Here is a 24848-nt window from a genome sequence, read left to right on the forward strand (position 1 = left end):
GGTATTCGCCGCCCGGGGAAGGAAAAACGGTTCACGAACTAGCACCCGACACGGGCAGTGGATAACGGTCAGCCGCGGCAGGCGGCGGCGAGCGCGGCGATGTCCGCGGGACGGACGCGGCAGCAGCCGCCCGCGAAATCCGCGCCACACAAGGACTCCGGCCGGAACCGGGACGGTCCCGTCCACGCGCCGCGGACCGGATCCCAGCGTTCACCGCTGTTCGGATAGGCGATCACGGGCTTCCCGGACACCTCCCGCGCCACCTCCAGCGCCCGCGGGACGTGCCTTGGATCACAGCAGTTCACCCCTACGGCGATCACCTGCTCCTGGCCCGCCGCGACCGCGAAGGCCTCCTCCAGCGGCTGTCCCGCCCGCGTGCGCTCGCCGTCGATGGTGTAGGACAGCCAGGCGGGGATGCCCAGCCCGTCGATCGCGGCGAGCATCGCCACGGCCTCATCGACATCGGGCACCGTCTCCAGCGCGAGCAGATCGGGACCGGCCTCGGCCAGGATCCCCGCACGGGGCCGGTGAAACGCCGTCAGCGCGGCGACGCTCAGCCCGTACCGGCCGCGGTACTCCGACCCGTCCGCCAGCGCCGCCCCGTACGGGCCGATCGAGGCGGCGACCCGGCGCGCCCCGCCCACCCGGTCACGGGCCCGCTTCGCCAGTTCCACGCTGCGCCGCAGCAGCATCGGCCCGTCCAGCCCGCGCTCGGCGAACGCGGCAAGGCTGCCCTGGTAGCTCGCCGTCGTCGCGATCCCCGCGCCCGCGCGAAAGAACGCCTCGTGCACGGCCGCGATCTCGCCGGGCGCCTCGGACAGCAGCCGGGCCGACCACAGCCCGCCCGACAGGTCGTGGCCGCGGGCCTGCAGTTCGGTGGCCAGGCCACCGTCGAGCACGATCAGGACGGGCCCTCCGCCAGCACCCGGAGTTCGCGGCACCAGTTCTCGGCCAGGATGTCGAGCACCGTCTCCCGGTTGTGCCGGACCCCGCGGATCAGCCAGTGGTAGCAGAGGCGTTCCAGTTGCAGCACGAGCAGGCAGGCCCGGGTGATCCCGGCCTCCTCGTGCTCGCCGCGCCACCGCGCCAGGTACGGCTCCAGACGGCACACCGCGTCCACGATCCACTGGTAGTGCCGCGCCGCGATGCGCGGGTCGGCCGCCATCGCGTGGTTGACCACCTCGATCTCCACCGCGTAGCGCGTCCAGAACTGGAGTACGTGCTTGTCGAGCCAGGCCCGCACCTGCTCCCGCGCAGGCCCCGGGAAATCCGCCCCCAGGTGGTAGATCCCGCCCTCCTCCGGCAGCACGCGCTCGAACAGGCAGGCCGCGATGTCGGCCTTGTCCCGGAAGTGCGCGTAGAAGGTGGCGCGGCTGCCGTTGGCCGCTTCGACGATGTCGGCCACGGTCGCGGCGGGATAGCCCAGGGCGGCGAACACCCGGCGCGCGCAGTCGAGGTAGCGCTCGTGCGCCTCCCGCCACTGCTGTTCTCGGAAGGCGTTGCGTGGCGGCGCGACGGCGGGAACCGAACTCACCCCTTCATGGTATGCGTCGAAAACCCTTACCGCTTCGCGAAAGCGCCCGTCACGACCTCGGGACAAAAGCTGTCCGGCCCGGCCTTCCCTGCTCCGGCGCGCGGGAGCTGGAGCGGCACCCGGCGCCGGGGAATCGGCCCGGGACAAAGGAGTCAACCCGGCGACGAGTGCCTGCTTTCCAGGCTGCAGGAACGACTACATGACGGAAACGAACTGTTGTTGCACTTTCGGTGTACTTGGACCACCCCTAAAGGGTTAACCTGTCCAGGTGGGTGTTCCCGGGGATGCGCATCACGTGGCCGCCACCGCCCACCACTGGAGCGGGCGGGAGGCGCGGCTGCTCAGGCATGCGCTCCGCCTGTCCGTACGCTCTTTCGCCGGCTACCTCGGCGTCGCCGCGCGCACCGTCGCCAAATGGGAGTCCGGCGGCTCCGCCACCGTACCGCGCCCGGACACACAGGCCATCCTCGACACCGCCCTCTCCCGGGCCGAGCCGGAGGCGCGGCGGCGCTTCGATCTGCTTCTCCACCAGGCGGAACCGGCCCCGGCGCCGGAGCCCGCCGCTTCCGGCTACGACTACGACGCCTGGGCCGACGACCTCGACCGGACCATGGCCTGCCTGGGCCGCCAGGAGTTCGCCCTCGCCCGCACCCTGCTGGACCGGTGGCTGCGGCGGTACGAACCCAACAGCAACGACACCCAGGGCATGCACCTCTACGGCCGCTCGCTGCGGCTGCTGGGCGAGGTCCAGCAGGACCAGGGCGAACTGCACGGTCCGCTGTCGGCGCAGCAGACCTACCGGAAGGCGCTGCGGGTCTTCACCGAACTGGACACGCCCCGGCGGGTCGCGCAGATCGAACTCAAGCTCGTGGTCCTCGACGAGATGGCGGGGCGGCTGGAATCGGCCGCGCGGCGGTACGAATCGCTCACCGAGGACGAGCGGCTGAGCGAGCACGACCGCATCCGGGCCCGGCTGTGGGTCGGCACCGCGCTGAGCAAGCGTGGTCTGAACGAGACCGCGACCCGGCACATCGTGCCGGCGATCCGCAACTTCGAAACGATGGAAGAGCCGGAGGACTGGTCGATCGCGCACCAGAAGCTCGCGCTGGCGCACCGGGGCGCCGGGGACCTCACCGCGGCCGCCCAGGCCATCGACGTCGCGCTCACCCACCGCGTGAACGACACCCCGCTGCAGAAGGTGCGGCTGGAAACCGCGCACGCGCACATCCTGGTGTCCGATCGCGCCACCCGGCACAACGGGCTGAGCATGCTGGAAAACTGCGCGCGGGTTTCCGCCGAATTCGGCCTCTTCCACCAGTTGCAGAGCATCGACGGAATCCGCCGCACGTTCGAGCGCCAGGCATGATCGGGACCGGTGCCGGCGGCATGTTCCAGGATCTGATCGACCGGGGGTGGGCCGACGCCGAGGTGATCTGGCGCTATCACCGGCTCAACCACACGCCGAGGCGCTGTTCGGCCGCGATCGCGCTCGGCTGCAACGACCTGGGCGTCGCCGCGCACGCCGCCGAGTTGTACCACCGGGGCCTGTTCCCGGTGGTGGTGTTCAGCGGCGCCAACAGCCGCGAAACCTTCACGTCCTTCCCCCGCGGCGAAGGGGTGCACTACCGCGAGCGCGCGCTCGAACTCGGTGTCCCGGACGAGGCGATCCTGGTCGAGCCACGCGCCACGAATACGGGAGAAAACATCACTCTTTCGCGTGATCTTCTTCGTGATCGCGGGATTCGGGTCGATTCGCTCATGCTCGTCTCGATGCCTTATATGGAGCGTCGCGCCTACGCCACCACACGGAAGGTCTGGCCCGAGGTCGAACCCGTGTGCGCCTCCGTTCCGCTCTCACTTTCCGAGTATGTCAAGGAATGCGACCACGGCACGGAGCTCATCGACATGATGATCGGGGATCTCCAGCGCATCATCGAGTATCCCGGACAGGGATTCGCGATCAGCCAAGAAGTTCCCCCATCCGTGTATGCCGCGTATCAGCGACTCGTGGCCGCCGGATTCCGCAGCCGCATGTTGTGATCGAATACGGCCCGTGGCCGTATTCGACCGAAGATCCTGCGCCGTCCATCAACCGAATTTCTTTCCACGTTTGTCCACGCTCGCGAAGCTTTTCCAGGCCGACGTCTGGGTGGTGCTCGACGACGTGCAGTTCAACGCGCGCGACTACCAGCACCGGACGCGCCTCGCCGCGCTGGACGATCCGAGCGCACAGCGCTGGCTCACCATTCCGGTGCACCGCCCGGCGGGCCGCGCCAGCCGGATCAACGAACTGCTGCTCGCCGACCCCGCGCTCAGCCGCCGCCGCATCGCCCAGCTCACGCGCCAGTACTACCGGCGCGGTCCGCACTGGGCCGGCACGCGTGACGCCGTGGAAGAGGTACTCGCCGCCATCGAGCTCACCGACCGGCTCGCCGACGTGGCCGAGGTGTCCACCCGCACGCTGCTCGACCGCCTCGGCTGGCACGGCACCGTCGTCCGCAGCAGCACCCTGACCGCCAGCACGGAACGGTCCACCCGGCTGGCCGACCTCACCGAGGCGGTCGGGGCGGGCACGTACCTGTGCGGCCGGGGCGGGGCGAGATACCTCGACGAACGGCCGTTCGCGCAGCGCGGGCTCACCGTCCACTACCCACCGCCGCCGGAACTCGCGGGCAAGGACGGCCTGCGCGCCGCGAGCGCGCTCTGGGCCATGGCCGTGCTGGGGTCCAGCGCCGTGCGGGACGAAATCACCGCCACCGTCGGGGTTTAGGGGCCCTCATGGCAACCGGCCGAGGAAGGCGGGCAGGTCGGCGAAACCGTCGAGGACGTGGTCCGGGGGCTCCGGCGCGCTCCGATGCGTCTCGGGACGGTATTTACCGGTCTTGACGAGTATCCCGGTGAGACCGTGGCGCTGCGCGGCGAGCACGTCGGCCTCGATGTCGTCGCCGACCATCGCCGTGGCGTCCGCGTCCGTCCCGAGCGCGGTCAGCGCGGTGGCGAAGAAGGCACCGGAAGGCTTGCCCACCACCTCGGCCTCGACCCCGGCGGCCTGCTCCAGGCCGGCCAGGAAGGCGCCCGTGTCGAGCCGCATCCCCTCCTCCGTCCGCCAGTACAGGTTGCGGTGCAGCGCGACCAGCCGGGCACCTCCTTGCAGGTAACGGAAAACCCGGTTCAGCTCCGCATAGCCGAACTCGGGCCCCGCACCCCCGACGATCACCACGTCCGGCTCGTCGCCGACCAGGTTCACCCCGGCCAGATCGGCGGCGATGTCGCCGCTGTTGAGCAGGAAGCAGCGTGCGCCGGGGTAGTGCTCACGAAGGTAGGACGCGGCCACGGCGGGCGCGGTGAACACCTCGGGCGTCTCGACGGGGAAACCGGCTGAAGACAGCGTCTCGGCGATCGAGGCCCGGGTGCGGGAGGTGGTGTTGGTGAGGAACGCGAACGGGTACCCGTTGTCGCGCAGCCATTGCACGGCGTCCACCGCGCCGGGCAGCGGGTGCCACGACACGGTGAGGACCCCGTCGATGTCGATCAGCAGCGCGCGAATCCGCTCCATGCCCCAAGGGTAGGAGCGGCCGCGGCACTGCGCTCTTTACCCGGAGATGGGAGTTTTCCGGAAAAGGTCAAGGAAAAGTACCGGCGTGGTAATGCCCCGATCCGCAACGCCGTCCTTACCGGTGGGCGGCTATGTTCGATTACCGTGCGTCTTTCCTCGAACTTGTCCCGATTCCTTGGTTCCTGCGCGGTCGCCGGGGTACTGGTGGCGGGGGTGGCGGCGCCGGCCGCCCTCGGCGCGGGCATGCTGTCGAACCAGGTCAGCGACGCGGTGGCGGGGATTTCCAGCTCGCTGGCCAATGCCGAGCAGCCCCTGGTCACCACCGTGACCGATCGCAACGGCACTCCCATCGCCACCCTGTTCGACCAGTACCGGCTGCCGGTCACCTATCAGCAGATCGCGCCCGCCATGACCGCGGCCATCGTGTCCGTGGAGGACCGCCGGTTCTTCGGCGAGGGCGGGGTCGACGTCAAGGGCATGGTGCGCGCGGCGCTGCACGACAGCTCCGGCGGCAGCACCCAGGGCGGGTCCACGATCACCCAGCAGTACGTCAAGAACTACCTGATCAACGTGGTGGACCGCAACGACAAGGCCGCCCAGTACGCCGACCGCGCCGACACCATCGCCCGCAAACTGCGCGAAGCCAAGATCGCCGTCCAACTGGGACAGACTCAGTCCAAAGAGGACGTCCTCACCGGATATCTCAACGTGGTGGAGTTCTCCGGCAACATCTACGGAGTCGGCGCCGCGGCCAGTGCCTATTTCGGCACCACCCCCGACAGGCTGACCGTGCCGCAGGCCGCACTGCTGGCCGGGATGGTCAACAACCCGAACCTGTACAACCCCTACACGCATCCGCAGCAGGCGCTGGAACGGCGCAACGTGGTGATCGACGCGATGGTCACCAACCGCACGCTCGACGCGCGAGACGCGCAGATCGCCAAGGCCACGCCGCTGGGCGTGGTCGACGGAGGGCCGCGGATCCCGTCGAGCACGTGCATGGGCGCCGCACCCGACGCCGGCTTCTTCTGCGCGTACGCGGTCACCTACCTGCGGGAGGCGGGCTTCACCACCGACCAGCTCGAAACCGGCGGGTACACCATCCGCACCACGATGGACCCGGTGGTGAGCCAGGACGTGAAGAACGCCGTGAACGCCAACGTGCCGACCACGCAGGACGGGGTCGCGAACACCTTCGCCGTCGTCCGGCCGGGGCAGCAGGGGCACGAAGTGCTCGCCATGGTGGCGAACCGGAACTACGGCACCGACCTCTCGCGAGGGGAGACCTCGACCAACATCGTCGCCGACGCCCACAACGTTTTCGGCGCCGGCTCCTCGTTCAAGATCTTCACCTCCGCGGCGGCGATGGAGGCGGGCAGGGCGGGCCTGAACACTCCCCTGCCCAACCCCGGCAGCCAGTGCTTCACGCAGCCGGACGCCAACAAGTACACGGCCTGCTACCCGGTCGCGAACGACGGCACCAACTACCCCAACCCGATCTCGCTGCGCGACGGGCTGGCGACCTCGCCGAACGTCGCCTTCGTCAACCTCGAGTCCGAAGTCGGCATGCCCGCGGTACTGGACATGGCGCGGCGGCTCGGCCTGCGCAAGACGCTGGCCACCAACGAGGTCGGCGGCGCCCCGATCACCGATCCGGCCAATCCGCTGTCGCGCGACGAGCGGTACAACGAGCCGCAGTCGAAGTACTTCCGGAACAAGCTGTCGTTCACCCTCGGCGACAGCCCGGTCAGCCCGCTGGAAATGGCCAACGTGTCCGCGACGCTGATGAGCGGCGGTGTGTGGTGCCCGCCGAACCCGATCCTGTCGGTCACCGACCGGCACGGCGCGCCGGTGGCCGTGAAGCAGCAGCCCTGCGAACAGGTGGTGCCGTCCGGGCTGGCGAACACCCTCATGGTGGGCCTGAGCCAGGACACCAAGACGGGCACCTCGGCCCAGTCGGCGCGGCAGGCGGGCTGGAACCACGCCGACATCGGCAAGACCGGGACCACGAACTACAGCTACTCGGTGGCCTTCGTGGGTGGCGTGGACGACTACGCGCTGGCGTCCTTCGTCTACGCCGACGGGCGCACGCCGCAGGAGGTCTGCCCGGGCACGCCGGTCCACCTCGGTGACTGCGGGCACGGCGCGTTCGGTGGCACGGTCGCCGCACCGCCGTACTACCACGCGTTCAGCCAGATCCTCGGTGGCAGGCCGGACACCCCGCTCCCCCAGCCGGACCCGGCCTACCTCGACGCCCGCTCCTGACCAGCCACCGGTAGCACCGGAGTGTTCGAGCGGGGCCTGTTCGCTCCGAATGATTCGAAGCGAACAGGCCCCGCTGCACAACCGGGGAGGCGTGGTCAGACCTCGGTGACCTGGCGGATGAAGGCGTCGACGTCGACCAGCGCGCCCTCCGAGCCGTGCGGGACGGCCCGTTCGCTCGCGGCGAGGAACCGCTCGACGTCGGCCCGCTTCAGCTCGACCAGGGCGTAGCCGTCCGGGGACTCGAGTTCGAGCACCAGGAGCTTGCCCGGCGCCACCAGGTCGGGCCGCACCCGCACGTCGCCCAACCCGGCCTGCCCGGTCAGCCCGTCCCGCAGGAGGTCCCGCGCGAAGCACCACTCGATCCAGTCGCCCCGGCGGGTGCGGAAGGCCAGCGTCACCGCATACGGGTCACGGGCGAGATAGGACCACCGGGAGTACACGGGCGTCGGCCGCCCGTCGACGGAAACGAACTGATGCTGCTCAACGACCTTGCTGGACACCGGAAGCAACCCCCTCACGAAGTTCTCCTGGTTTAGACGTGCGAGATGCCCGCGCGTTACACCGGTTTACGAAGAAATCCGTGCACCGGGACCCGCCCGAACCGCCGGAGGACCCGCTGGGCACCATATCCGGGTGGCGCGTGACGAGCTGGCCGACGCGGAAACCGGCCCGATCCGGCGGATTCCGGCGGAACGCCCACGCCCGGCCCGCGGCGCGGAGCCGGCTCCGGTGCGCCCGCGGCGCCCTGTCCGCGACCGGGAGCCCGGCGACGATCGCCTCCCGCGCCACCGGCCCGGCCACGCCACCGGGCCCCGTCAACGGCACCGTGACAGGCAGGACCATGGGCACGGGCACGGGCACGGCCCGGCTCAGCCCGCCTCCCGGCGAGTGCGGGTGCTGCTGATCTGGCTGCTGGCGCCCATCGCGGCCGCCACCGTGGCCGGGCTGCTCGTGCTCTACCCGTGGGGCAAGGCGAAGCCGGTCAGCGCCTACCAGCAGGGCACCCCCGTGCACGGCACGGTCACCACCGCCCTCAGCGGGCCCTGCCTGGCGCCCGGGCAGGTCCAGGTGGGCACCGCGCCGAAGCCGGGTGAGAAACCGTGCCTCACGGTGGAGGTCGCGATGACCGACGGGGCGGCCGGGGGTTCCTCGGTGAAACTGATGGTGCCGATCGAGCCGAGCACGCCCCGGTTCGCCGCGGGCGACAAGGTGGTGCTGGCCTACAACGGCGGCGCCACCACCGATCCCAGCTCCTACCAGCTGGTCGACTTCCAGCGCGGCCTGCCGCTGGCCCTGCTCGCCGCGCTGTTCGCGATCGCGGTGGTGGTGCTCGGCCGCTGGCAGGGCCTGGCCGCGCTGGGCGCGCTCGTGCTGAGTTTCGGCGTACTGGTGCTGTTCGTGCTGCCCGCGATCCTCGCCGGGCAGAACCCGCTGCTGGTGGCGATCGCCGGCGCCGGGCTGATCATGTTCGTCGCCCTGTACCTGACCCACGGGCTGTCGGCCCGTACCTCGGTGGCGGTCCTGGGCACCCTGGTCAGCCTCGCGCTGATCGGGGTGCTGTCGGCGCTGTTCTCCGCCGCCGCCTCGCTCACCGGTCTCGACGACAGCACCTCCACGCTCATCGGCGCGCTGGGCCACGGCATCGACGGCCGGGGCCTGCTCCTGGCGGGCATCGTGATCGGCGCGCTGGGCGTTCTCGACGACGTCACGGTCACCCAGACCAGTTCGGTGTGGGAGCTGCGCCGGGCGAACCCGAACCTGTCCTGGCGGGAGCTGTACCGCGCCGGCCTGCGGATCGGGCGCGACCACGTCGGATCGGCGGTCAACACCCTGGTGATGGCCTACGCCGGGGCCGCGCTGCCGGTGATGCTGTACTCGTCGATCTCGGGTGTGGGCCTGGGCGCGATCCTGGGCTCCCAGGACATCGCCGAGGAGATCGTGCGCACCCTGGCCGGAAGCATCGGCATCGTGGCCGCCGTCCCGGTCACCACCGTGCTCGCCGCCCTGATCGCCGCGCAGGAGGACTCGACAAGCGTCAGTGGTTCGCGTGAGGGTGTCTGACGCGAACCCTCACCGCACCGCCTGAGCTCTCCTCTCTAAGCACTCGTGTTTTATAAGCTGCGAAGCCGCTTGCTGTGGGCCGTCAACCGGCACCGCCGCGGGTTCTGACGTGGTTCCTCGCAAGAACAGCACTGCCAGCGCTTCGTGAATTGGCATTCATGGGGAGGCGATCCCACAGCGAGGGACCACGTCAGGTTCCGCCACCCGCACCGCCACGCAAACCACGTCGATACAGGTCCTAGTCCAGGTGGGCGACGAAGCGGTTGACGGCCTCCATGGTGAAACGCTGCGCCAGGCGGCCCGAGGGCGCGGCCGAGGCGAGGCGGTAGAGCGGCCGGTCCGCGGCGCCGTCGCCACGCGCCTCGGAGCGCAGCTGGGCGACCAGCAGCTCGGAAAACACCATCCCGTTGGCCTCGATGTTGTTCATCAGGGCGTTCGCGAGCCGCCGCAGGGCGAGCACGCCGAGCTCCCGGCCGCCGGTGCCGGCGTAGACCGCGAGATCGATCTTCGCGGTGCGGCCGTGCTGACCGGCGTTGAGCAGCAGGCTCACCGTGCGCATCCCGCGCACGTCGGTGACCAGCAGGTCGATGCGGTTCGCCTGGACGATGTCGACGCGGCGGGTGCGCCAGGTCCGCACGAGCACTTCGGTGCCCTCGAGCCAGACCCGGCGGCGGACGCTGAACAGCACGACGTACAGCAGCGGCAGCCCGACCACCACCGCGACCACCAGGCCCGCGATCTGACCGCCGATGAGGCCCGCGACGCCCCCGAAGGCGGCGGCGAACAGCAGTACCCCGGCCAGGCCGGACCGCAGCCTGCGGCGGCGGGCCGCCGCGTCGTCGGAATACAGCGGCAGCCGTTCCGGCTCGGCCTGCTTCTTCGGTTCCTTGGCCGGTTCGGTCATCTCGACACCGCCGCGCCGCCGAGGAAAGGGTTGCTCACTCGTTCCCGCCCGATCGTCGTGGGCCCGCCGTGGCCCGGCAGGACGACGGTGTCGTCGGGCAGGGTCAACAGCTTGTCCCGCAAGGATTCCACCAGTGTTTCCCGGTCGCCCCGGCCGATCGAACCGGCGAACAGCGTGTCGCCGGTGAGCGCGAGGCGGCCCCCTTCCGGGGTCTGGAGGCGGAAGACTACCGAACCCGCGGTGTGGCCCGGCACGTGGTCCACGATGATCCGCAGCCCGGCGACCTCGATCACCCCCGGTCCGAGCGGCTCGGCCGGGGTTCCGGCCAGTTCGTGGTCGGCGGGGTGGAGCCGGAACGGCACTCCGTGCGCCCGCGCGAGCGCTCCGGCGCAGGCGACGTGGTCGGGGTGGCCGTGCGTGGCCAGCACCGCTTCGGGGGTCAGACCGTGCTCCCGCAAGGCATCCTCGACGCTTCCGGCGGCCTCCTGCCCGGGGTCCACGATCACGCAGGGCCGGTCCCGGGCGGCCGCGAGCAGGTAGCAGTTCGCCCGGAACGCACCGGTCGCGAATCCGGCCACGAGCACGGAAACCCACCTTTCGTCAGTCCGCCGAACCCACCCTAACCGGCCCTGTACGGGGTCCTCACAGACTGTGCCCATAGACTGCCGCCACCCGGTCGGTGACTTCGAGTGGATTCTGGAGGGGCAGGTGGCGACCAACCAGCAACGCCGTGAGGCCGCGAAGCGCAAACTCGAACGGCAGCTCGTCCGCCGTGCCGAGCGCGCCCGCCGCCGCAGGATCATCGGCGTCGGGGCGACCGTGGGCGTGGTCGTGGTCGTCGCCGGCCTGGTGGTGTTCTTCGCCACCCAGAAGCACGACGACGGTTCCGCCTCGGCGGCCGCGTCCAGCACCGCCGCCCCGAGCAGCGCGATCCAGATCCCGACGCAGCGGGTCACCGAGGCCGCGCGGCCGACCCCGCTGCCCAACCCCACGAACTGCGCCTACGCCGCCTCCAACGACCAGCAGGCGCAGAAGAAGGCCACCATGCCCGACGGCAAGAACGTGCCGTCCACGGGCACGGTGAAGGTGACCCTGAAGACCACGGTGGGCGACATCCCGCTGACCCTGGACCGGGCGCTGGCCCCGTGCACCGTGAACAGCTTCGTGAGCCTGGTCAACCAGGGCTTCTACACCGACACCTCGTGCCACCGCCTGGGGACCGACGGCCTGCAGATGCTGCAGTGCGGCGACCCGACCGGCACCGGCATGGGCGGTCCTGGCTACACCATCCCGGACGAGAACTTCTCGCAGCTGACCTACGGCCGCGGCATCCTCGCGATGGCGAAGACCTCGCAGCCCAACAGCGGCGGCAGTCAGTTCTTCATGGTGTACGGCACCGCCCAGCTCGACCCCGACTACACAGTCTTCGGGTCCATTTCGGATGCCGGGCTGCAGGTGCTGGACAAGGTCGCGCGCGAGGGCGTGGACCCGGCCTCGGCCGCGCAGAGCAGCGACGGCACGGGCGCGCCGAAGACCCCGGTGAAGTTCACCGGCGCCACCATCGACGCCTGAACCTCTGAGCCTTTCCTAGGCTCGTCAGGGCCGTGAGGAACCCCCTCACGGCCCTGTTTGCCGTGAGGGGCTGGGGCGAGCCGTGAAGGGCCTTCACGGCACAACGGCAACGCCCACGCGACCTTGCCGGGTCAGCGGTGGGTGAAGCGCGGGGGACGGCGCTCCAGGAAGGCGGCCACGCCCTCGGCGTAGTCCTCACCGTGGATCGCCGCCGACCGGATCGCCTCGACCTCGGCGTCGCCTTCCCCGTGCCCGGCAAGGATCTTGCCGATGATCCGGTTCATGCCCCGGATCGACGCCTGCGAGCGCGAGCACAGGGTCTCGGCGAACGCCCCCACCTCGTCCGCCAGTGATCCGGCGGCGAAGGTGTCGTTGACCAGCCCGATCTCGCGGGCCCGCGCGGCGTCGATCAGCTGCCCGGACAGCAGGAAGTACCGCGCGTGCGCCGGGCCGATGAGCGAGACGAGCTGGCGGGTGGACAGGAAGTCGTAGACGATGCCGAGTTTCGCGGGCGTGATCCCGAACCGGGCCCCCTCCTCGGCGAAGCGGAAGTCGCAGGCCACCGAGATCTGGCAGCCGCCGCCGATGCAGTTGCCGCGGATCATCGCGATGCTGGGCTTGGCCATCCCGGCCAGCGCGGTCACCGCGCCCTCGACCACCTTGTCGTAGGCCGCCGCACCGTCCGCGGTGGACCGCAGGTCCCGGAACTCGCTGATGTCCGCGCCCGCCGAGAAGTCCTGGCCCGCCCCGCTGATCACCAGCACCTTGAGCGCCGGATCGGCCTCGACCTCGGCGACCACCTCCGGGATCGCCGCCCACATGCCATGGGTGATGGCGTTCTTCTTCTCCGGACGGGCGAAGACCAGCCTGCCGACCTCGCCGTCCCGCGCAAACTCCAGCCCTTCAACCATGCGCCAAACACTAGAGGGCGCCCGGAGGCTCAGGAGGCCGACGTGACCCGGTACACGTCGTAGACACCCTCGACCCCGCGCACCACCTTGAGCACGTGCCCGAGGTGCTTGGGGTCGCCCATCTCGAAGGAGAACCGGCTCACCGCGACCCGGTCCCGCGACGTGGTGACGGAGGCGGAGAGGATGTTGACCTTTTCGTCGGCCAGCACCTTGGTCACGTCGGAGAGCAGGCGGTGCCGGTCGAGCGCCTCGACCTGGATGGACACCAGGAACACCGAGTTCTCCGACGGCGCCCACTCGACCTCGACCAGCCGTTCCGGCTGCGTGCGCAGGTCCTCGGCGTTGGTGCAGTCCGTGCGGTGCACACTGACGCCGCCGCCCCGCGTGACGAAGCCCAGGATCTCGTCCCCCGGCACCGGGGTGCAGCAGCGGGCGAGCTTGGCCCACACGTCGCTGGCGCCCTTGACGATCACCCCGACGTCGTTGGAACCGCGGCGCCGCGTCACCGTCGACGGCGTGGACCGGGCGGCGAGTTCCTCCTCGGCCTCCTCGACCCCGCCGATCAGCGCCACCAGGCGCTGCACGACGTGTTTGGCGCTGGTGTGGCCCTCCCCCACGGCCGCGTAGAGCGAGCTGATGTCCGGATGCCGCAGCTCCGCCGCGAGTGCCCCCATGGAGTCCGCGGAGACCAGGCGCTGCATGGGCAGCCCGACCTTGCGGACCTCCTTGGTGATGGCCTCCTTGCCCGCCTCGATCGCCTCGTCGCGGCGCTCCTTGGCGAACCACTGCCGGATCTTCGCGCGCGCTTTCGGGGAGCGCGCGAAGCTCAGCCAGTCACGGCTCGGGCCCGCGTTCTCCGCCTTGGAGGTGAAGATCTCCACCACGTCGCCGTTGTCGAGCTTGCGCTCCAGCGCGACCAGCCTGCCGTTGACCCGCGCGCCGATGCACCGGTGCCCGACCTCGGTGTGCACCGCGTACGCGAAGTCGACCGGGGTGCCGCCGACGGGCAGCGTGACCACGTCACCCTTGGGGGTGAAGACGAAGATCTCGCGGGCGGCGAGTTCGTACCGCAGGCTGTCCAGGAACTCGCCCGGATCCGCCGCCTCCCGCTGCCAGTCGAGCAGTTGCCGCATCCACGCCATCTCGTCGATGTCGACGGCGTTCGCGGTGTTGCTGCTGTGCGTGCCCTTGGTTTCCTTGTACCGCCAGTGCGCGGCGATGCCGTACTCGGCCGTGTGGTGCATCTCGTAGGTCCGGATCTGCACCTCCAGCGGCTTGCCGTCCGGACCGATCACCGTGGTGTGCAGGGATTGGTACACGCCGAACCGCGGCTGCGCGATGTAGTCCTTGAACCGGCCGGGCATCGGCTGCCACAGCGCGTGCACCACACCCATCGCCGCGTAGCAGTCGCGCACGTCCTCGACCAGGATCCGCACGCCGACCAGATCGTGGATGTCGTCGAGGTCGCGGCCGCGGACGATCATCTTCTGGTGGATCGAGTAGTAGTGCTTGGGCCTGCCCTCGACCTTGGCCGTGATACGGGAGCTGTGCAGGCTCGTGGTGAGCTCGTCGATCACCTTGCGCAGGTAGATGTCGCGGGAGGGCGCGCGGTCGGCCACCAGCCGGACGATCTCGTCGTACTTCTTCGGCTGCAGGATCGCGAACGCCAGGTCCTCCAGCTCCCACTTCACCGTGGCCATGCCCAGACGGTGCGCGAGCGGGGCGAGGACCTCCAGGGTCTCCCTCGCCTTGCGGGCCTGCTTCTCCGGCGGCAGGAACCGCATGGTCCGCATGTTGTGCAGCCGGTCCGCGAGCTTGATCACCAGCACCCGCGGGTCGCGGGCCATCGCGATCACCATCTTGCGGATGGTCTCGGCCTCCGCGGCCGTGCCCAGCTTGACCTTGTCGAGCTTGGTCACCCCGTCGACGAGCTGGGCGACCTTCTCGCCGAAGTCCGCGGTCAGCTGCTCCACCGAGTAGCCGGTGTCCTCCACCGTGTCGTGCAGGAGCGCGGCCACCAGGGTGATGGTGTCCATGCCGAGCTCGGCGAGGATCGTGGCGACCGCCAGCGGGTGGGTGATGTAGGGATCGCCGGACTTGCGCCGCTGCTCGCGGTGCAGCTCCTCGGCCACGTCGTAGGCGCGCTGCAGCAGGCTCAGGTCGGCGTTGGGGTGGAGTTCGCGGTGGATCGCGGCCAGCGGCTCCAGCACCTGCTTCACCGAGGCGGCACGCTGGGCCGTGATGCGGCGCGCGAGTCTGGCCCGCACTCGGCGTGTCGCCGACGGCGCCCGTGTCACGTTCTGGTGCGTCAGCGCGTCCTGGGACGTCCCGGAGTGCAACTCCTGACTCACCCCCACCTCCTGCCTGATCGGGGGAGCTTCGAACTACCAGCCTAACGCGTGACGACCGAATGGCGTCGCTCCGCCCGGCCGGAGATCACCCGGAGCCGGGTTCAGGCGAGCTGGAGGGAACTCACCTTCCGGCCGCCCAGCGCGGAACGGCCGTCGAGGGCGGCGAGTTCGAGCACGACGGAGACCCCGGCGACGGTGGCTCCGGCGTCTTCGAGCAGACGGCAGGCGGCGTTGACGGTGCCGCCGGTGGCCAGCACGTCGTCCACCACGGCGACCCTGGCGCCCGCGTGGACGACCTTGTCCGGCAACTCCAGCGCGGCCGTGCCGTATTCCAGGTCGTAGTGCACGCGGCCGGCGACCAGGGGCAGTTTGCCGGGCTTGCGCACCAGCACGACCCCGAGGCCGCGGGCGTAGCCCACGGCGGCGGCCAGCATGAACCCGCGGGCCTCGACCGCCGCGAGCAGTTCGACGTCGGGTTCGACCGTGGCGGCGAGCGCGTCGGTCACCGCGGCGAACCCGTCACCGTGGGCGAACAGCGGCGAGAGGTCCCGGAACAGCACACCCGGTTCCGGGAAGTCCGGGATCTCGGTGATCAGCCCCAGTGCCTCGTCGAGTTGCATGTCAGCGCTTCCGCTTCCCCGCGGGACGGCCCCGCCGCTGGGCCGCCTTCGGGTTCCGGGCGGGGACGCTGGCCGCGGCCGCGTAGGCCTTCTCCTTGCGCAGCTCGGCCTCCAGGGCCTCGTCGTCGCTCGCGTCGAAGTCCTCGTCCGTGCCGCCGGTGGCGTCGCGCTCGGCGGACTTGCGGGCCAGGTTCGCACGCCGGGCCTGGACACGCTGCGCCTGCTGCTGGTAGCGCGGGTCCCGCATCTTCAGGTCGACCAGCAGCGGGGTGGCCAGGAACAGCGAGGACAGCACGCCGACCAGCATGCCGGTCAGCTGCACCAGCGCCAGGTCCTGCAGGGTGCCGGAGCCGAGCAGCAGGTAGCCGACGACGAGCAGGCCGATCACCGGCAGCAGCGCGATGATCGAGGTGTTGATCGACCGCATCAGGGTCTGGTTGAGCGCCAGGTTCGCCGTCTCGGCGTAGGTGCGCCTGGTCAGCCCCAGCAGGCCCCGCGAGTTCTCCTTGACCTTGTCGAACACCACCACGGTGTCGTAGAGGGAGAACGCGAGGATGGTCAGCAGGCCGATCACGGTGGCCGGGGTGACCTCGAACCCGACCAGCGAGTAGATACCCGCGGTGACGATGATGTCGTGGATCAGCGAAACCAGCGCCGCCAGCGCCATCCAGCGTTCGAAGTAGAACGTCAGGAAGATCGTCACCAGCACCATGAACACGCCGAGCGCGATCAGGGCCTGCCGCGAGATTTCCCCGCCCCAGGAGGCGCTCACCGCGCTGTCGCTGATCGCCTGGAGGCTGGCCTGGCCGTTGGAACCGACCGGCTGCAGCTTGTCGAACAGCGCCTGCTTGACCTTTATGACGTCGGTCTCGGGCAGGCTCTCCGCCCGCAGCTGCACGGTGGCCGAGTTGCCCACACCCACCGTCTGCGCGGAGGCGGCCTGCTTGCCGAGGGTGTCGGCGAAGACCTGCTTGACCTCGTCCGGGGTGATCGTGCCGTGGGTCCCGACGCTGGGCAGCTGGATCTGCGTGCCGCCCTCGAACTCGATCCCGAAGTTGAACCCCCGGATCCCGATCGAAGCGATGCACAGCAGCACCAGCGCGCCGAAGAACAGGTACCAGCGCTTGCGCCGGCCCACGATGTCGAAGGCGCCGGTGCCGACGTAGAGCCGGTGGAAGACGCTGTTCTTCTTCGTCTCGGCGGGCGTGCCGGTTTCCGCGCTCGCCATCCTCATGCCTCCTTCGCGGCCGCGGTGGCGGCCTTCCGGGCAGTCCGGCGCTCGGCGGACACCGACTGCACCCCACCGAGGCCGGTGAGCTTCGGGTTGGACAGGGTCTTGGACTGCGAGGCCAGTGCCACCAGCGGATGGGTCACCAGGAACACCACCACCAGGTCGAGCACGGTGGACAGACCGAGCGTGAAGGCGAAGCCCTGCACGTCACCCACGGCGATCGCGTACAGCACCGCCGAGGCCAGGAACAGGATCGCGTCGGAGGCCAGGATCGTGCGGCGCGCCCGCACCCAGCCGCGCGGCACCGCCGAGCGGAAGGTCCTGCCCTCGCGGATCTCGTCCTTGAGGCGTTCGAAGAACACCACGAACGAGTCGGCGGTGACACCGATCGAGATGATGAACCCGGCGACCCCGGCGAGGTCCAGGGTGAAACCGATCCAGCGGCCCAGCAGCACCAGCACCGCGTAGACCATCGCGCCGGACAGGGCCAGCGAAACGATGGTCAGCGCGCCGAGGAGCCGGTAGTAGAACAGCGAGTACACGAACACGAGCAGCAGGCCGATCGCGCCGGCGATCAGGCCCGCCTCCAGCGAGGCCAGGCCCAGCGTCGCGGACACCGTGGTCGCGTCGGAAGAGGTGAACGACAGCGGCAGCGAACCGTAGCGGAGCACGTCCGCCAGGTCCTTGGTCTGCTGCTGGGTGAACGAACCGCTGATCTGGGTGTTGCCGTCGACGATGGCGCTCTGGATGGTCGGCGCGGACACCACCTGGGTGTCGAGCACGAACGCGGCGCGCTGGCCGATGTTCTTGGTGGTGAAGTCGCCCCAGATCTGCCGTCCCGCGGACTTGAACGTCAGGTCGACCGTCCAGCCCGCCTTGTTCTGCGCGGGCGGCGACGCGGCGGCGCTGTCGATCTCGGAACCCTGCAGGAACACCGGGCCGAGCAGGTACTTCTCGGTGCCGTCCTGGTTGCAGGCCAGCAGCGGGAGGTTCGGGTCGTCGTTGCCGCGCAGCGGGTCCTGGGTGGCGCAGGTGAAGGCGGCCAGCGCCTGGGAGGCGGTGCCGGAGGCGGCGATGCTGTCACCGGTGCCGGTGACCAGCCCGGCGTCCTGCCGGGTGGCCTTCGCCTTCTGGATCAGCTCCGGTGTCTGCTGGTCGGCGCCCGGGGACGGGGCCGCGGGCGGCGCGGTCGCGGCCTGGGCGTTGATGACCTTGCGGAAGTTCAGCTTCGCGGTCTGCCCGAGCTTCTTCGCCTGGTCGCCCTGGACGCCGGGCACGGTGATCACGATGTTGTTGCCGTCGAGGATCACCTCGGTGCCGCTGACCCCGATGCCGTTGACGCGGCGTTCGATGATCTGCCGGGCCTGGTTGAGCGAGTCCTTCGACGGCGCCGATCCGTCCGGGGTGCGTGCCGTGAGCGTCACGCGGGTGCCGCCCTGCAGGTCGATGCCCAGCTTGGGCGTCGGCTTGCCGCCACCGGTGAAGAACACCAGCGCGTAGAGCACGACCACGATCAAAACGAAGAAGCCGAGATAGCGTCCCGGGCGGATCCGCCCGGCCGGTGGTGCCACGGTGGTCGTTCTCCTCGGAATGGATCGAGCTCGGGTCGCGGGCCCGCTGACAGCATCGGGAATCTACTCGGTCACTGGTAAGGGCAGCGTGTTGCCCCCGACGCCGTGCGGGCGCCAGGGGCCGGCGTCGGACCTACTTCTTACCGTGTTCGAGCGACGGCGCAACCTGAGATTCGGACTTCTTCTCGTCCTCGCTCCCGGCGGCCGCCGTGGTGTCCGCCCCGGTCACGGTGTCCGCCGCGCCCGAAGTCTCCCCTGCGTCCGCAGTCTCCACCGCGTCCGCGGCCTCGTCGGTGTCCTCGGTCTCCTCGGTCTCGTCGACCGGCGGCGCCACCTTCTCGCGCACGGCCTGCCGCAGCCAGGTGGTGACCACGCCGGGGGCGATCTCGATGTCGATCGTGGTTTCGTCGCTGGCGTCGGCCACCGTGCCGTACAGGCCGGACGAGGTCATCACACGGTCACCCTCGGCCAGGTTGCTCAGCAGTTGCTGCTGCTCCTGCGCCAGGCGCTTCTGCTTCCGGCTGCCCAGCACCAGCGGGACCGCCAGGACGAGCATGAGCAGTAACAGCAGCGGCAAAGACTGGTTCATGATTCTCCATTCGGCGTACGCCGGGTCGTGCGCCTATTTGTCCGGATGTGCTCTTTCGAGTGTGCCAGGTACCACGGTGCGACTCGGCACCCGGCTTCAGTCGGACAACGCCGACTGATCCACACGGCCGGCGTTCTCCGGCGGCCGCAGGCCGAGGTGCTCCCACGCGGTCGCGGTGGCCACCCGTCCCCGTGGAGTCCGCGCGAGCATACCCGCGCGCACCAGATACGGTTCGCAGACTTCCTCGACCGTGGCCGGTTCTTCACCGACCGCCACGGCCAGGGTGGACACCCCCACCGGTCCGCCCCCGAAGGACTGCACCAGCGCGGTGAGCACTGCCCGGTCAAGGCGGTCGAGGCCGAGCTCGTCGACGTCGTACACGGCAAGCGCGGCGCGGGTGACGTCGAGCGTGATCCGCCCGTCGGCCCGCACTTCAGCATAGTCCCGCACCCGCCGGAGCAGGCGGTTCGCGATCCGGGGCGTGCCGCGCGAGCGCCGCGCGATCTCGGCACTGCCCGCCGGGTCGATGCCGATGCCGAGGATCTCCGCGGCCCGCGTCACCACCTGATCCAGTTCGCTGTCGGCGTAGAACTCCATCTGGCCGGTGAAACCGAACCGGTCCCGCAGCGGCCCGGTCAGCGCCCCGGACCGGGTGGTCGCGCCGACCAGCGTGAAGGGGGCGATCTCCAGCGGGATGCTGGTCGCCCCGGGCCCCTTGCCGACCACCACGTCGACCCGGAAGTCCTCCATCGCCAGGTACAGCATCTCCTCGGCGGGCCGGGCGATGCGGTGGATCTCGTCGATGAACAGCACGTCGCCCTCGGCGAGGTTGGACAGCATCGCGGCGAGGTCGCCCGCGCGCTCCAGTGCCGGCCCCGAAGTGATCCGGATCGCGGCGTCCAGCTCCGCGGCGATGATCATGGCCAGGCTGGTCTTGCCCAGCCCGGGCGGCCCGGACAGCAGGACGTGGTCCGGCGGCACCCCCCGGCGGCGGGCACTTTCCAGCACCAGTTCGAGCTGCTCACGGACCCGGGGCTGGCCGACGAACTCGGCCAGCCTGCGCGGGCGCAGGGTCTTTTCGACATCCCGCTCGCCGTTCTGCGGGTACGCGGAGAGGGTGTCGTCTTCCTCTGCCGTGCCGTAGTCGCCGGTCATGTCGTCATCGTGCATGCTCTCGCCTTAGCGCTTGCGGCCGAGGAGGGTGAGCGCGGCGCGCAGCACCTTCGCGGTGCCGGTGTGCTCCCCCTCGGCGAGCACCTTGTCCACCGCCTGTTCCGCCTGCTTGGCCGCGAACCCGAGGCCGGTCAGCGCCTCCACCACCTCTCCGCGGAGGGCGTTCCCGGCGCCCGGCGCGCCCTCCGGCCCGGCGGGAGCACCGGCCATGACCTTGTCGCGCAGTTCCAGGGTGAGCCGCTCGGCGCCCTTGCGGCCGATGCCGGGCACCTGGGTGAGCACGGTGATGTTGCCTTCGGCCAGCGCGGTACGCAGCTTGTCCGGGTCGAGCACGGCCAGCGCGGCCAGCGCCAGCCGCGGCCCGATCCCGGACACCGTCTGCAGCAGGCCGAACAGCTCCCTGGCCTCCACCTCGGCGAAACCGAACAGGGTCAGCGAGTCCTCCCGCACCACCAGGGCCGTGTGGAGCATGGCCTGCTCGCCGCGACGCAGCATGGCCAGGGTCGACGGGGTCGCCTGCACCGCGAGGCCGACCCCGCCCACCTCGACGACCACGTGGTCGAGCCCCACGGAGAGCACCTCTCCCCGCACCGACGAGATCATCGTGCCGTTCCCTTCCTGCGGGCCGTCTGCTGCCCCGTTTTCTGAGCCGTCTTCTGGGCCGCCCGCTGCGCCGCCGCCAGGCGCGCCCGGTGCGCCCTGGCCAGTTCGGCCGCCCTCGCCTCCGCTTCGGCCAGGCGGGCCCGCATCGGCTCGCGCCACAGATGGCAGATCGCCAGCGCCAGCGCGTCCGCGGCGTCGGCGGGGCTGGGCGCCTCGGCGAGTCCCAGCAGCCGGGTCACCATACCGGTGACCTGCGCCTTGTCCGCACGGCCGGACCCGGTGACCGCGGCCTTGACCTCGCTGGGGGTGTGGAAGACGACCGGAAGCCCACGGCGGGCGGCGCTCAGCGCCACCACTCCCCCGGCCTGGGCGGTGCCCATCACGGTGCGCACGTTGTGCTGGCTGAACACGCGCTCCACGGCGACGGCCTCGGGACGGTAGCGGTCCAGCCAGTCCTCCACCGCGTCGGAAACCTGGAGGAGGCGGTTCGCCAGGGGAGCGTCCAGCGGGGTGCGCACGACGTCCACCGCCACGCAGCTGACCTTCCGCCCGGTCCCGCCGTCCACCACGCCGAACCCGCACCGCGTCAGCCCGGGGTCGACACCGAGCACTCGCACCTGATCGCCTCCTCAACCGAACACCAGTTCGGAGGCTACCGGTTCACCGCCACCATGCCCGGCAGGACGCGCCGACCGACCCACACGGTCCACTATGGACAGACGCTCCCCCGCAGTCCCTTTCACCGTTGGCCGTGAAGGGTCTGCGGGGCCCTTGGTTACGGGCCGTCGACGCCGGGGGTCCAGCTCTCGGGCCTGCCGCTGTCGGTCAGCACCGGCTGCCAGGCGGCGAAACCCTCCGGCGCGTCCTCGTCCCAGGGCCACTTGCCCTCGCCGCTGGCGACGATGATCTGCAGCGCGGGGAAGTCCCCTTCGGGATAGACCAGGAAAGCGCTGCCGAAGTATTCCGGGTAGTGGCCGGGATGCACGCGTTCGAAGGTGACCGGCACCCCCTCGAAGAAGTCCTCGTAGACCTTGCCCGGCTCGAACCCGTCGCCGGTGGCGGCGCGGTCGACGTAGGCGTCGAGCAGCACCTGCGCCATCTGCTCGGGAAGACCGACCACCACGGCCTCCGGCACCTCGTGCATCGCCCAGACGCAGGCGGTGAAGCAGTAGCCGGATCCCTTGTCGTCAGGGGGAACCGAGATGACGGCGTTGCCCCGGCGCTCGGCCTCGGCGACGATCCATTCCAGCAGCTCTTGATCTTCGGGCGCGAGCGTCTCGGTCGTCACGCGCGACATTGTGCCCTACCCGAACGGGCCCCGACAGGCGCGACGCGGAAAAAAACCCGAAAAGCCAGCGAGAACACCGAAGGCCACCGGCGACGTCCTCCTGGGAGGGTCGCCGGTGGCCTTCGGTTTCCGGAAAACCGGGGCGGGCTCAGCCGACCTCGGCGAGCACCTCGTCGGAAACGTCGAAGTTCGCGTAGACGTTCTGGACGTCGTCGCAGTCTTCGAGCGCGTCGATCAGCTTGAAGACCTTCTTCGCACCCTCGGCGTCCAGTGGCACGTTCACCGACGGCAGGAAGCTCGCCTCCGCCGACTCGTAGTCGTAGCCCGCGTCCTGCAGCGCCTTGCGCACCGACACCAGGTCCGTCGCCTCGGAAACGATCTCGAAGTTCTCGCCGAGGTCGTTGACCTCCTCGGCACCCGCGTCGAGAACCGCCATCAGGACGTCGTCCTCGGACAACTCGTTCTTGGGCATGATCACCACGCCCTTGCGGTTGAACAGGTACGCCACCGAGCCCGGGTCGGCCAGCGAGCCGCCGTTGCGGGTCAGCGCCGTGCGCACCTCGGAGGCGGCGCGGTTGCGGTTGTCGGTCAGGCACTCGATCAGCACCGCGACGCCGTTCGGGCCGTAGCCCTCGTAGTTGATCGTCTGCCAGTCGGCGCCACCCGCCTCTTCACCGGCGCCGCGCTTGCGGGCACGCTCGATGTTGTCCTGCGGGACCGAGTTCTTCTTGGCCTTCTGGATGGCGTCGTAGAGCGTCGGGTTGCCGTCAGGGTCGCCCCCGCCGGTCCGCGCGGCGACCTCGATGTTCTTGATCAGTCTCGCGAACAGCTTGCCACGCTTGGCGTCGAGGGCGGCCTTCTTGTGCTTCGTGGTGGCCCACTTGGAGTGGCCGCTCATCTCTCCTCCATCTACTTGGTTCTAGGCGTCGCGCACCATGCCGACGAACAGGCGGTGCACGCGCTCGTCCCCCGTGAGTTCCGGATGGAAAGCCGTGGCGAGCACCGGCCCCTGCCGGACCGCGACGATCCTAGCGGCCGCGTCCGGAGCAGCGGTGGCGTCGGGCACCCTCGCCAGTATCTCCACCCCGTCCCCGGCCTTCTCCACCCAGGGTGCCCGGATGAAGACGGCGGGCAGCGGGCCACCCTCGAGCCCGGCGAAATCGAGGTCCTCCTCAAAGGAGTCGACCTGCCTGCCGAAGGCGTTGCGGCGGACGACGACGTCGAGGCCGTCCAGTTGCCGCTGGTCGGGGCGCCCGTCGAGCACCTGGCGGGCCAGCAGGATCATCCCGGCGCAGGAGCCGAAGGCGGGCATGCCCGCCTCGATCCGCTCGCGGAGCGGATCGAGCAGCTCGAACGTCTCGAGCAGCCGCGACATCGTGGTCGACTCGCCGCCGGGCAGCACCAGGCCGTCCACCTCGGCCAGTTCCGCGACCCGGCGCACCGGCCGGACCCGTGCCCCGGCGCTTTCGAGCATCGCGGCGTGCTCCCGTACGTCCCCCTGCAGGGCGAGCACACCGATCAACGGCTGTTTCGTGGTCACCTAACCTCCAGAGTCCACTTTAGGCGAGCCCGCACCCTCCGGCCCCTCCGGCGGGTGCGGGCCCGTGTGCCGCGGGTTCACCAGCCGCGTTCGGCCAGGCGGTGCGGTTCGGGGACGTCGTCGACGTTGATGCCGACCATGGCCTCGCCCAGGCCGCGCGAAACCTTCGCGATCATGTCGGGGTCGTCGTGGAAGGTGGTGGCCTTCACGATCGCCGCCGCCCGCTTGGCCGGGTCGCCGGACTTGAAGATGCCGGAGCCGACGAACACGCCCTCGGCGCCGAGCTGCATCATCATCGCCGCGTCGGCGGGGGTGGCGATGCCACCGGCGGTGAACAGCACGACCGGCAGCTTGCCCGCCTCGGCCACCTCCCTGACCAGTTCGTACGGCGCCTGCAATTCCTTGGCCGCGACGAAGAGCTCGTCCGCGGGCAGGGAGGAAAGGCGGCGGATCTCGGCGCGGATCTTGCGCATGTGCTGGGTGGCGTTGGACACGTCGCCGGTGCCCGCCTCCCCCTTGGAACGGATCATCGCCGCGCCCTCGGTGATCCGGCGCAGCGCCTCGCCCAGGTTGGTCGCGCCGCACACGAAGGGCACGGTGAAGGCCCACTTGTCGATGTGGTTGGCGTAGTCGGCCGGGGTGAGCACCTCGGACTCGTCGATGTAGTCCACGCCGAGGGACTGCAGGACCTGCGCCTCGACGAAGTGGCCGATGCGGGCCTTGGCCATCACGGGGATGGACACCGCTTCGATGATGCCCTCGATCAGGTCCGGGTCACTCATCCGGGCGACGCCACCCTGGGCCCGGATGTCGGCGGGCACGCGCTCGAGGGCCATCACCGCGACGGCACCCGCGTCCTCGGCGATCTTGGCCTGTTCGGGGGTGACCACATCCATGATCACACCGCCCTTGAGCATTTCCGCCATACCGCGCTTGACAACCGCGGTACCGCGCTCGGGAGCGGGGGAACCAGTGGACTGAACTTCGGACACGGGGGAACGCCTTTCACACGACGGGGGAGGTTTCCACCGTCCAGTCTAGGTCGGGGTGGACCGCTCTCCCAGGCCAGTAAGGCACGA

General features: G+C 70.2%; 25 protein-coding genes. 6 read left to right on the forward strand and 19 right to left on the reverse strand.

Annotated features, from left to right (window positions below; all coding sequences use genetic code 11):
* Window positions 1-68: 68 nt before the first annotated feature.
* Window positions 69-941, reverse strand: coding sequence for a homocysteine S-methyltransferase (gene mmuM, locus ORV05_RS20945; RefSeq protein WP_268441513.1), 873 nt, complete (start codon window positions 939-941; stop codon window positions 69-71).
* Window positions 902-1534: a TetR/AcrR family transcriptional regulator gene (locus tag ORV05_RS20950; RefSeq protein ID WP_268441515.1), complete on the reverse strand. Its 633-nt coding sequence runs from the start codon at window positions 1532-1534 to the stop codon at window positions 902-904. The genes mmuM and ORV05_RS20950 overlap by 40 nt, the downstream gene beginning before the upstream one ends.
* A 268-nt stretch (window positions 1535-1802) precedes the next feature.
* Between ORV05_RS20950 and ORV05_RS20955 the strand changes: the two genes are divergently transcribed.
* The 3 genes from ORV05_RS20955 (at window position 1803) to ORV05_RS20965 (ending at window position 4304) form a co-directional block, all read left to right on the forward strand.
* A complete protein-coding gene (locus tag ORV05_RS20955) occupies window positions 1803-2900 on the forward strand; it encodes a helix-turn-helix domain-containing protein (protein ID WP_268441518.1) in 1098 nt (365 codons plus the stop codon).
* A 20-nt stretch (window positions 2901-2920) separates the two neighbouring features.
* On the forward strand, window positions 2921-3574 hold the full coding sequence (locus tag ORV05_RS20960) for a YdcF family protein (RefSeq protein WP_268759840.1): 654 nt from the start codon (window positions 2921-2923) through the stop codon (window positions 3572-3574).
* A gap of 70 nt (window positions 3575-3644) precedes the next feature.
* On the forward strand, window positions 3645-4304 hold the full coding sequence (locus tag ORV05_RS20965; RefSeq protein ID WP_268441521.1) for a WbqC family protein: 660 nt from the start codon (window positions 3645-3647) through the stop codon (window positions 4302-4304).
* Between the two features lie 6 nt (window positions 4305-4310).
* Here the strand turns inward: ORV05_RS20965 and ORV05_RS20970 are convergent, their stop codons facing one another.
* The gene (locus ORV05_RS20970; protein WP_268441522.1) at window positions 4311-5090 is read right to left on the reverse strand and encodes a TIGR01458 family HAD-type hydrolase; all 780 of its coding nucleotides are present in this window, start codon (window positions 5088-5090) and stop codon (window positions 4311-4313) included.
* Between the two features lie 144 nt (window positions 5091-5234).
* On the opposite strand from ORV05_RS20970, the gene ORV05_RS20975 reads away from it, so the two are divergent.
* Window positions 5235-7355 (forward strand): transglycosylase domain-containing protein, encoded by a 2121-nt coding sequence (locus ORV05_RS20975; RefSeq protein WP_268441524.1) that lies wholly within the window; start codon window positions 5235-5237, stop codon window positions 7353-7355.
* Between the two features lie 95 nt (window positions 7356-7450).
* Here the strand turns inward: ORV05_RS20975 and ORV05_RS20980 are convergent, their stop codons facing one another.
* Window positions 7451-7855 carry an SsgA family sporulation/cell division regulator gene (locus tag ORV05_RS20980; RefSeq protein WP_268759841.1) on the reverse strand — a complete coding sequence of 135 codons (405 nt, stop codon included), beginning with the start codon at window positions 7853-7855 and terminating at the stop codon, window positions 7451-7453.
* Between the two features lie 133 nt (window positions 7856-7988).
* Between ORV05_RS20980 and ORV05_RS20985 the strand changes: the two genes are divergently transcribed.
* Window positions 7989-9416 (forward strand): YibE/F family protein, encoded by a 1428-nt coding sequence (locus ORV05_RS20985; protein WP_268441526.1) that lies wholly within the window; start codon window positions 7989-7991, stop codon window positions 9414-9416.
* Between the two features lie 238 nt (window positions 9417-9654).
* Here ORV05_RS20985 and ORV05_RS20990 read toward each other — a convergent pair whose 3' ends face one another.
* Window positions 9655-10320 carry a hypothetical protein gene (locus ORV05_RS20990; RefSeq protein ID WP_268441529.1) on the reverse strand — a complete coding sequence of 222 codons (666 nt, stop codon included), beginning with the start codon at window positions 10318-10320 and terminating at the stop codon, window positions 9655-9657.
* Window positions 10317-10904: an MBL fold metallo-hydrolase gene (locus ORV05_RS20995; RefSeq protein ID WP_268441532.1), complete on the reverse strand. Its 588-nt coding sequence runs from the start codon at window positions 10902-10904 to the stop codon at window positions 10317-10319. Before ORV05_RS20995 ends, ORV05_RS20990 begins: the two co-directional genes overlap by 4 nt.
* Before the next feature lie 124 nt (window positions 10905-11028).
* Between ORV05_RS20995 and ORV05_RS21000 the strand changes: the two genes are divergently transcribed.
* Window positions 11029-11892, forward strand: coding sequence for a peptidylprolyl isomerase (locus ORV05_RS21000; RefSeq protein WP_268441534.1), 864 nt, complete (start codon window positions 11029-11031; stop codon window positions 11890-11892).
* A 131-nt stretch (window positions 11893-12023) separates the two neighbouring features.
* Here ORV05_RS21000 and ORV05_RS21005 read toward each other — a convergent pair whose 3' ends face one another.
* The 13 genes from ORV05_RS21005 to pdxS form a co-directional block, all read right to left on the reverse strand.
* The gene (locus tag ORV05_RS21005) at window positions 12024-12803 is read right to left on the reverse strand and encodes an enoyl-CoA hydratase-related protein (RefSeq protein ID WP_268441536.1); all 780 of its coding nucleotides are present in this window, start codon (window positions 12801-12803) and stop codon (window positions 12024-12026) included.
* Between the two features lie 29 nt (window positions 12804-12832).
* Entirely contained in the window at window positions 12833-15154 is a 2322-nt protein-coding gene (locus ORV05_RS21010; RefSeq protein WP_407652523.1) for a RelA/SpoT family protein, read from the reverse strand.
* Window positions 15155-15255: 101 nt separating this feature from the next.
* Window positions 15256-15774: an adenine phosphoribosyltransferase gene (locus ORV05_RS21015; protein WP_268441539.1), complete on the reverse strand. Its 519-nt coding sequence runs from the start codon at window positions 15772-15774 to the stop codon at window positions 15256-15258.
* A 1-nt stretch (window position 15775) separates the two neighbouring features.
* On the reverse strand, window positions 15776-17002 hold the full coding sequence (secF, locus tag ORV05_RS21020) for a protein translocase subunit SecF (RefSeq protein WP_268441542.1): 1227 nt from the start codon (window positions 17000-17002) through the stop codon (window positions 15776-15778).
* Between the two features lie 2 nt (window positions 17003-17004).
* The gene (gene secD / locus ORV05_RS21025; RefSeq protein ID WP_268441545.1) at window positions 17005-18576 is read right to left on the reverse strand and encodes a protein translocase subunit SecD; all 1572 of its coding nucleotides are present in this window, start codon (window positions 18574-18576) and stop codon (window positions 17005-17007) included.
* Between the two features lie 133 nt (window positions 18577-18709).
* Window positions 18710-19165 (reverse strand): preprotein translocase subunit YajC, encoded by a 456-nt coding sequence (yajC, locus tag ORV05_RS21030; protein WP_268441547.1) that lies wholly within the window; start codon window positions 19163-19165, stop codon window positions 18710-18712.
* A gap of 96 nt (window positions 19166-19261) precedes the next feature.
* Complete coding sequence (gene ruvB, locus ORV05_RS21035; RefSeq protein ID WP_268441550.1) at window positions 19262-20335, reverse strand: Holliday junction branch migration DNA helicase RuvB; 1074 nt, start codon at window positions 20333-20335, stop codon at window positions 19262-19264.
* Window positions 20336-20344: 9 nt separating this feature from the next.
* On the reverse strand, window positions 20345-20941 hold the full coding sequence (gene ruvA / locus ORV05_RS21040) for a Holliday junction branch migration protein RuvA (protein WP_268441553.1): 597 nt from the start codon (window positions 20939-20941) through the stop codon (window positions 20345-20347).
* The gene (ruvC, locus tag ORV05_RS21045; RefSeq protein WP_268441556.1) at window positions 20938-21558 is read right to left on the reverse strand and encodes a crossover junction endodeoxyribonuclease RuvC; all 621 of its coding nucleotides are present in this window, start codon (window positions 21556-21558) and stop codon (window positions 20938-20940) included. The genes ruvA and ruvC overlap by 4 nt, the downstream gene beginning before the upstream one ends.
* A gap of 158 nt (window positions 21559-21716) precedes the next feature.
* Entirely contained in the window at window positions 21717-22238 is a 522-nt protein-coding gene (locus tag ORV05_RS21050; RefSeq protein WP_268441559.1) for a DUF4262 domain-containing protein, read from the reverse strand.
* A gap of 139 nt (window positions 22239-22377) precedes the next feature.
* A complete protein-coding gene (locus ORV05_RS21055) occupies window positions 22378-23127 on the reverse strand; it encodes a YebC/PmpR family DNA-binding transcriptional regulator (RefSeq protein WP_268441561.1) in 750 nt (249 codons plus the stop codon).
* 21 nt (window positions 23128-23148) lie between these two features.
* A complete protein-coding gene (pdxT, locus tag ORV05_RS21060; RefSeq protein ID WP_268759843.1) occupies window positions 23149-23703 on the reverse strand; it encodes a pyridoxal 5'-phosphate synthase glutaminase subunit PdxT in 555 nt (184 codons plus the stop codon).
* Window positions 23704-23846: 143 nt separating this feature from the next.
* A complete protein-coding gene (pdxS, locus tag ORV05_RS21065; protein ID WP_268759844.1) occupies window positions 23847-24695 on the reverse strand; it encodes a pyridoxal 5'-phosphate synthase lyase subunit PdxS in 849 nt (282 codons plus the stop codon).
* Window positions 24696-24848 lie beyond the last annotated feature (153 nt).

Source organism: Amycolatopsis cynarae (assembly GCF_026802195.1).
In the GTDB taxonomy this organism is placed as follows: Bacteria; Actinomycetota; Actinomycetes; order Mycobacteriales; family Pseudonocardiaceae; genus Amycolatopsis_E; species Amycolatopsis_E rhizosphaerae.

Coding starts and splice junctions, on each gene's coding strand:
- ORV05_RS20960 (WP_268759840.1), top strand. CDS start 2,921: ATGTTCCAGGATCTGATCGACCGGGGGTGGGCCGACGCCGAGGTGATC.
- ORV05_RS20970 (WP_268441522.1), bottom strand. CDS start 5,090: ATGGAGCGGATTCGCGCGCTGCTGATCGACATCGACGGGGTCCTCACC.
- ORV05_RS20990 (WP_268441529.1), bottom strand. CDS start 10,320: ATGACCGAACCGGCCAAGGAACCGAAGAAGCAGGCCGAGCCGGAACGG.
- ORV05_RS21005 (WP_268441536.1), bottom strand. CDS start 12,803: ATGGTTGAAGGGCTGGAGTTTGCGCGGGACGGCGAGGTCGGCAGGCTG.
- ORV05_RS21015 (WP_268441539.1), bottom strand. CDS start 15,774: ATGCAACTCGACGAGGCACTGGGGCTGATCACCGAGATCCCGGACTTC.
- secF (WP_268441542.1), bottom strand. CDS start 17,002: ATGGCGAGCGCGGAAACCGGCACGCCCGCCGAGACGAAGAAGAACAGC.
- yajC (WP_268441547.1), bottom strand. CDS start 19,165: ATGAACCAGTCTTTGCCGCTGCTGTTACTGCTCATGCTCGTCCTGGCG.
- ruvB (WP_268441550.1), bottom strand. CDS start 20,335: ATGCACGATGACGACATGACCGGCGACTACGGCACGGCAGAGGAAGAC.
- ruvA (WP_268441553.1), bottom strand. CDS start 20,941: ATGATCTCGTCGGTGCGGGGAGAGGTGCTCTCCGTGGGGCTCGACCAC.
- ORV05_RS21050 (WP_268441559.1), bottom strand. CDS start 22,238: ATGTCGCGCGTGACGACCGAGACGCTCGCGCCCGAAGATCAAGAGCTG.
- ORV05_RS21055 (WP_268441561.1), bottom strand. CDS start 23,127: ATGAGCGGCCACTCCAAGTGGGCCACCACGAAGCACAAGAAGGCCGCC.
- pdxT (WP_268759843.1), bottom strand. CDS start 23,703: ATGCTCGAAAGCGCCGGGGCACGGGTCCGGCCGGTGCGCCGGGTCGCG.
- pdxS (WP_268759844.1), bottom strand. CDS start 24,695: ATGGCGGAAATGCTCAAGGGCGGTGTGATCATGGATGTGGTCACCCCC.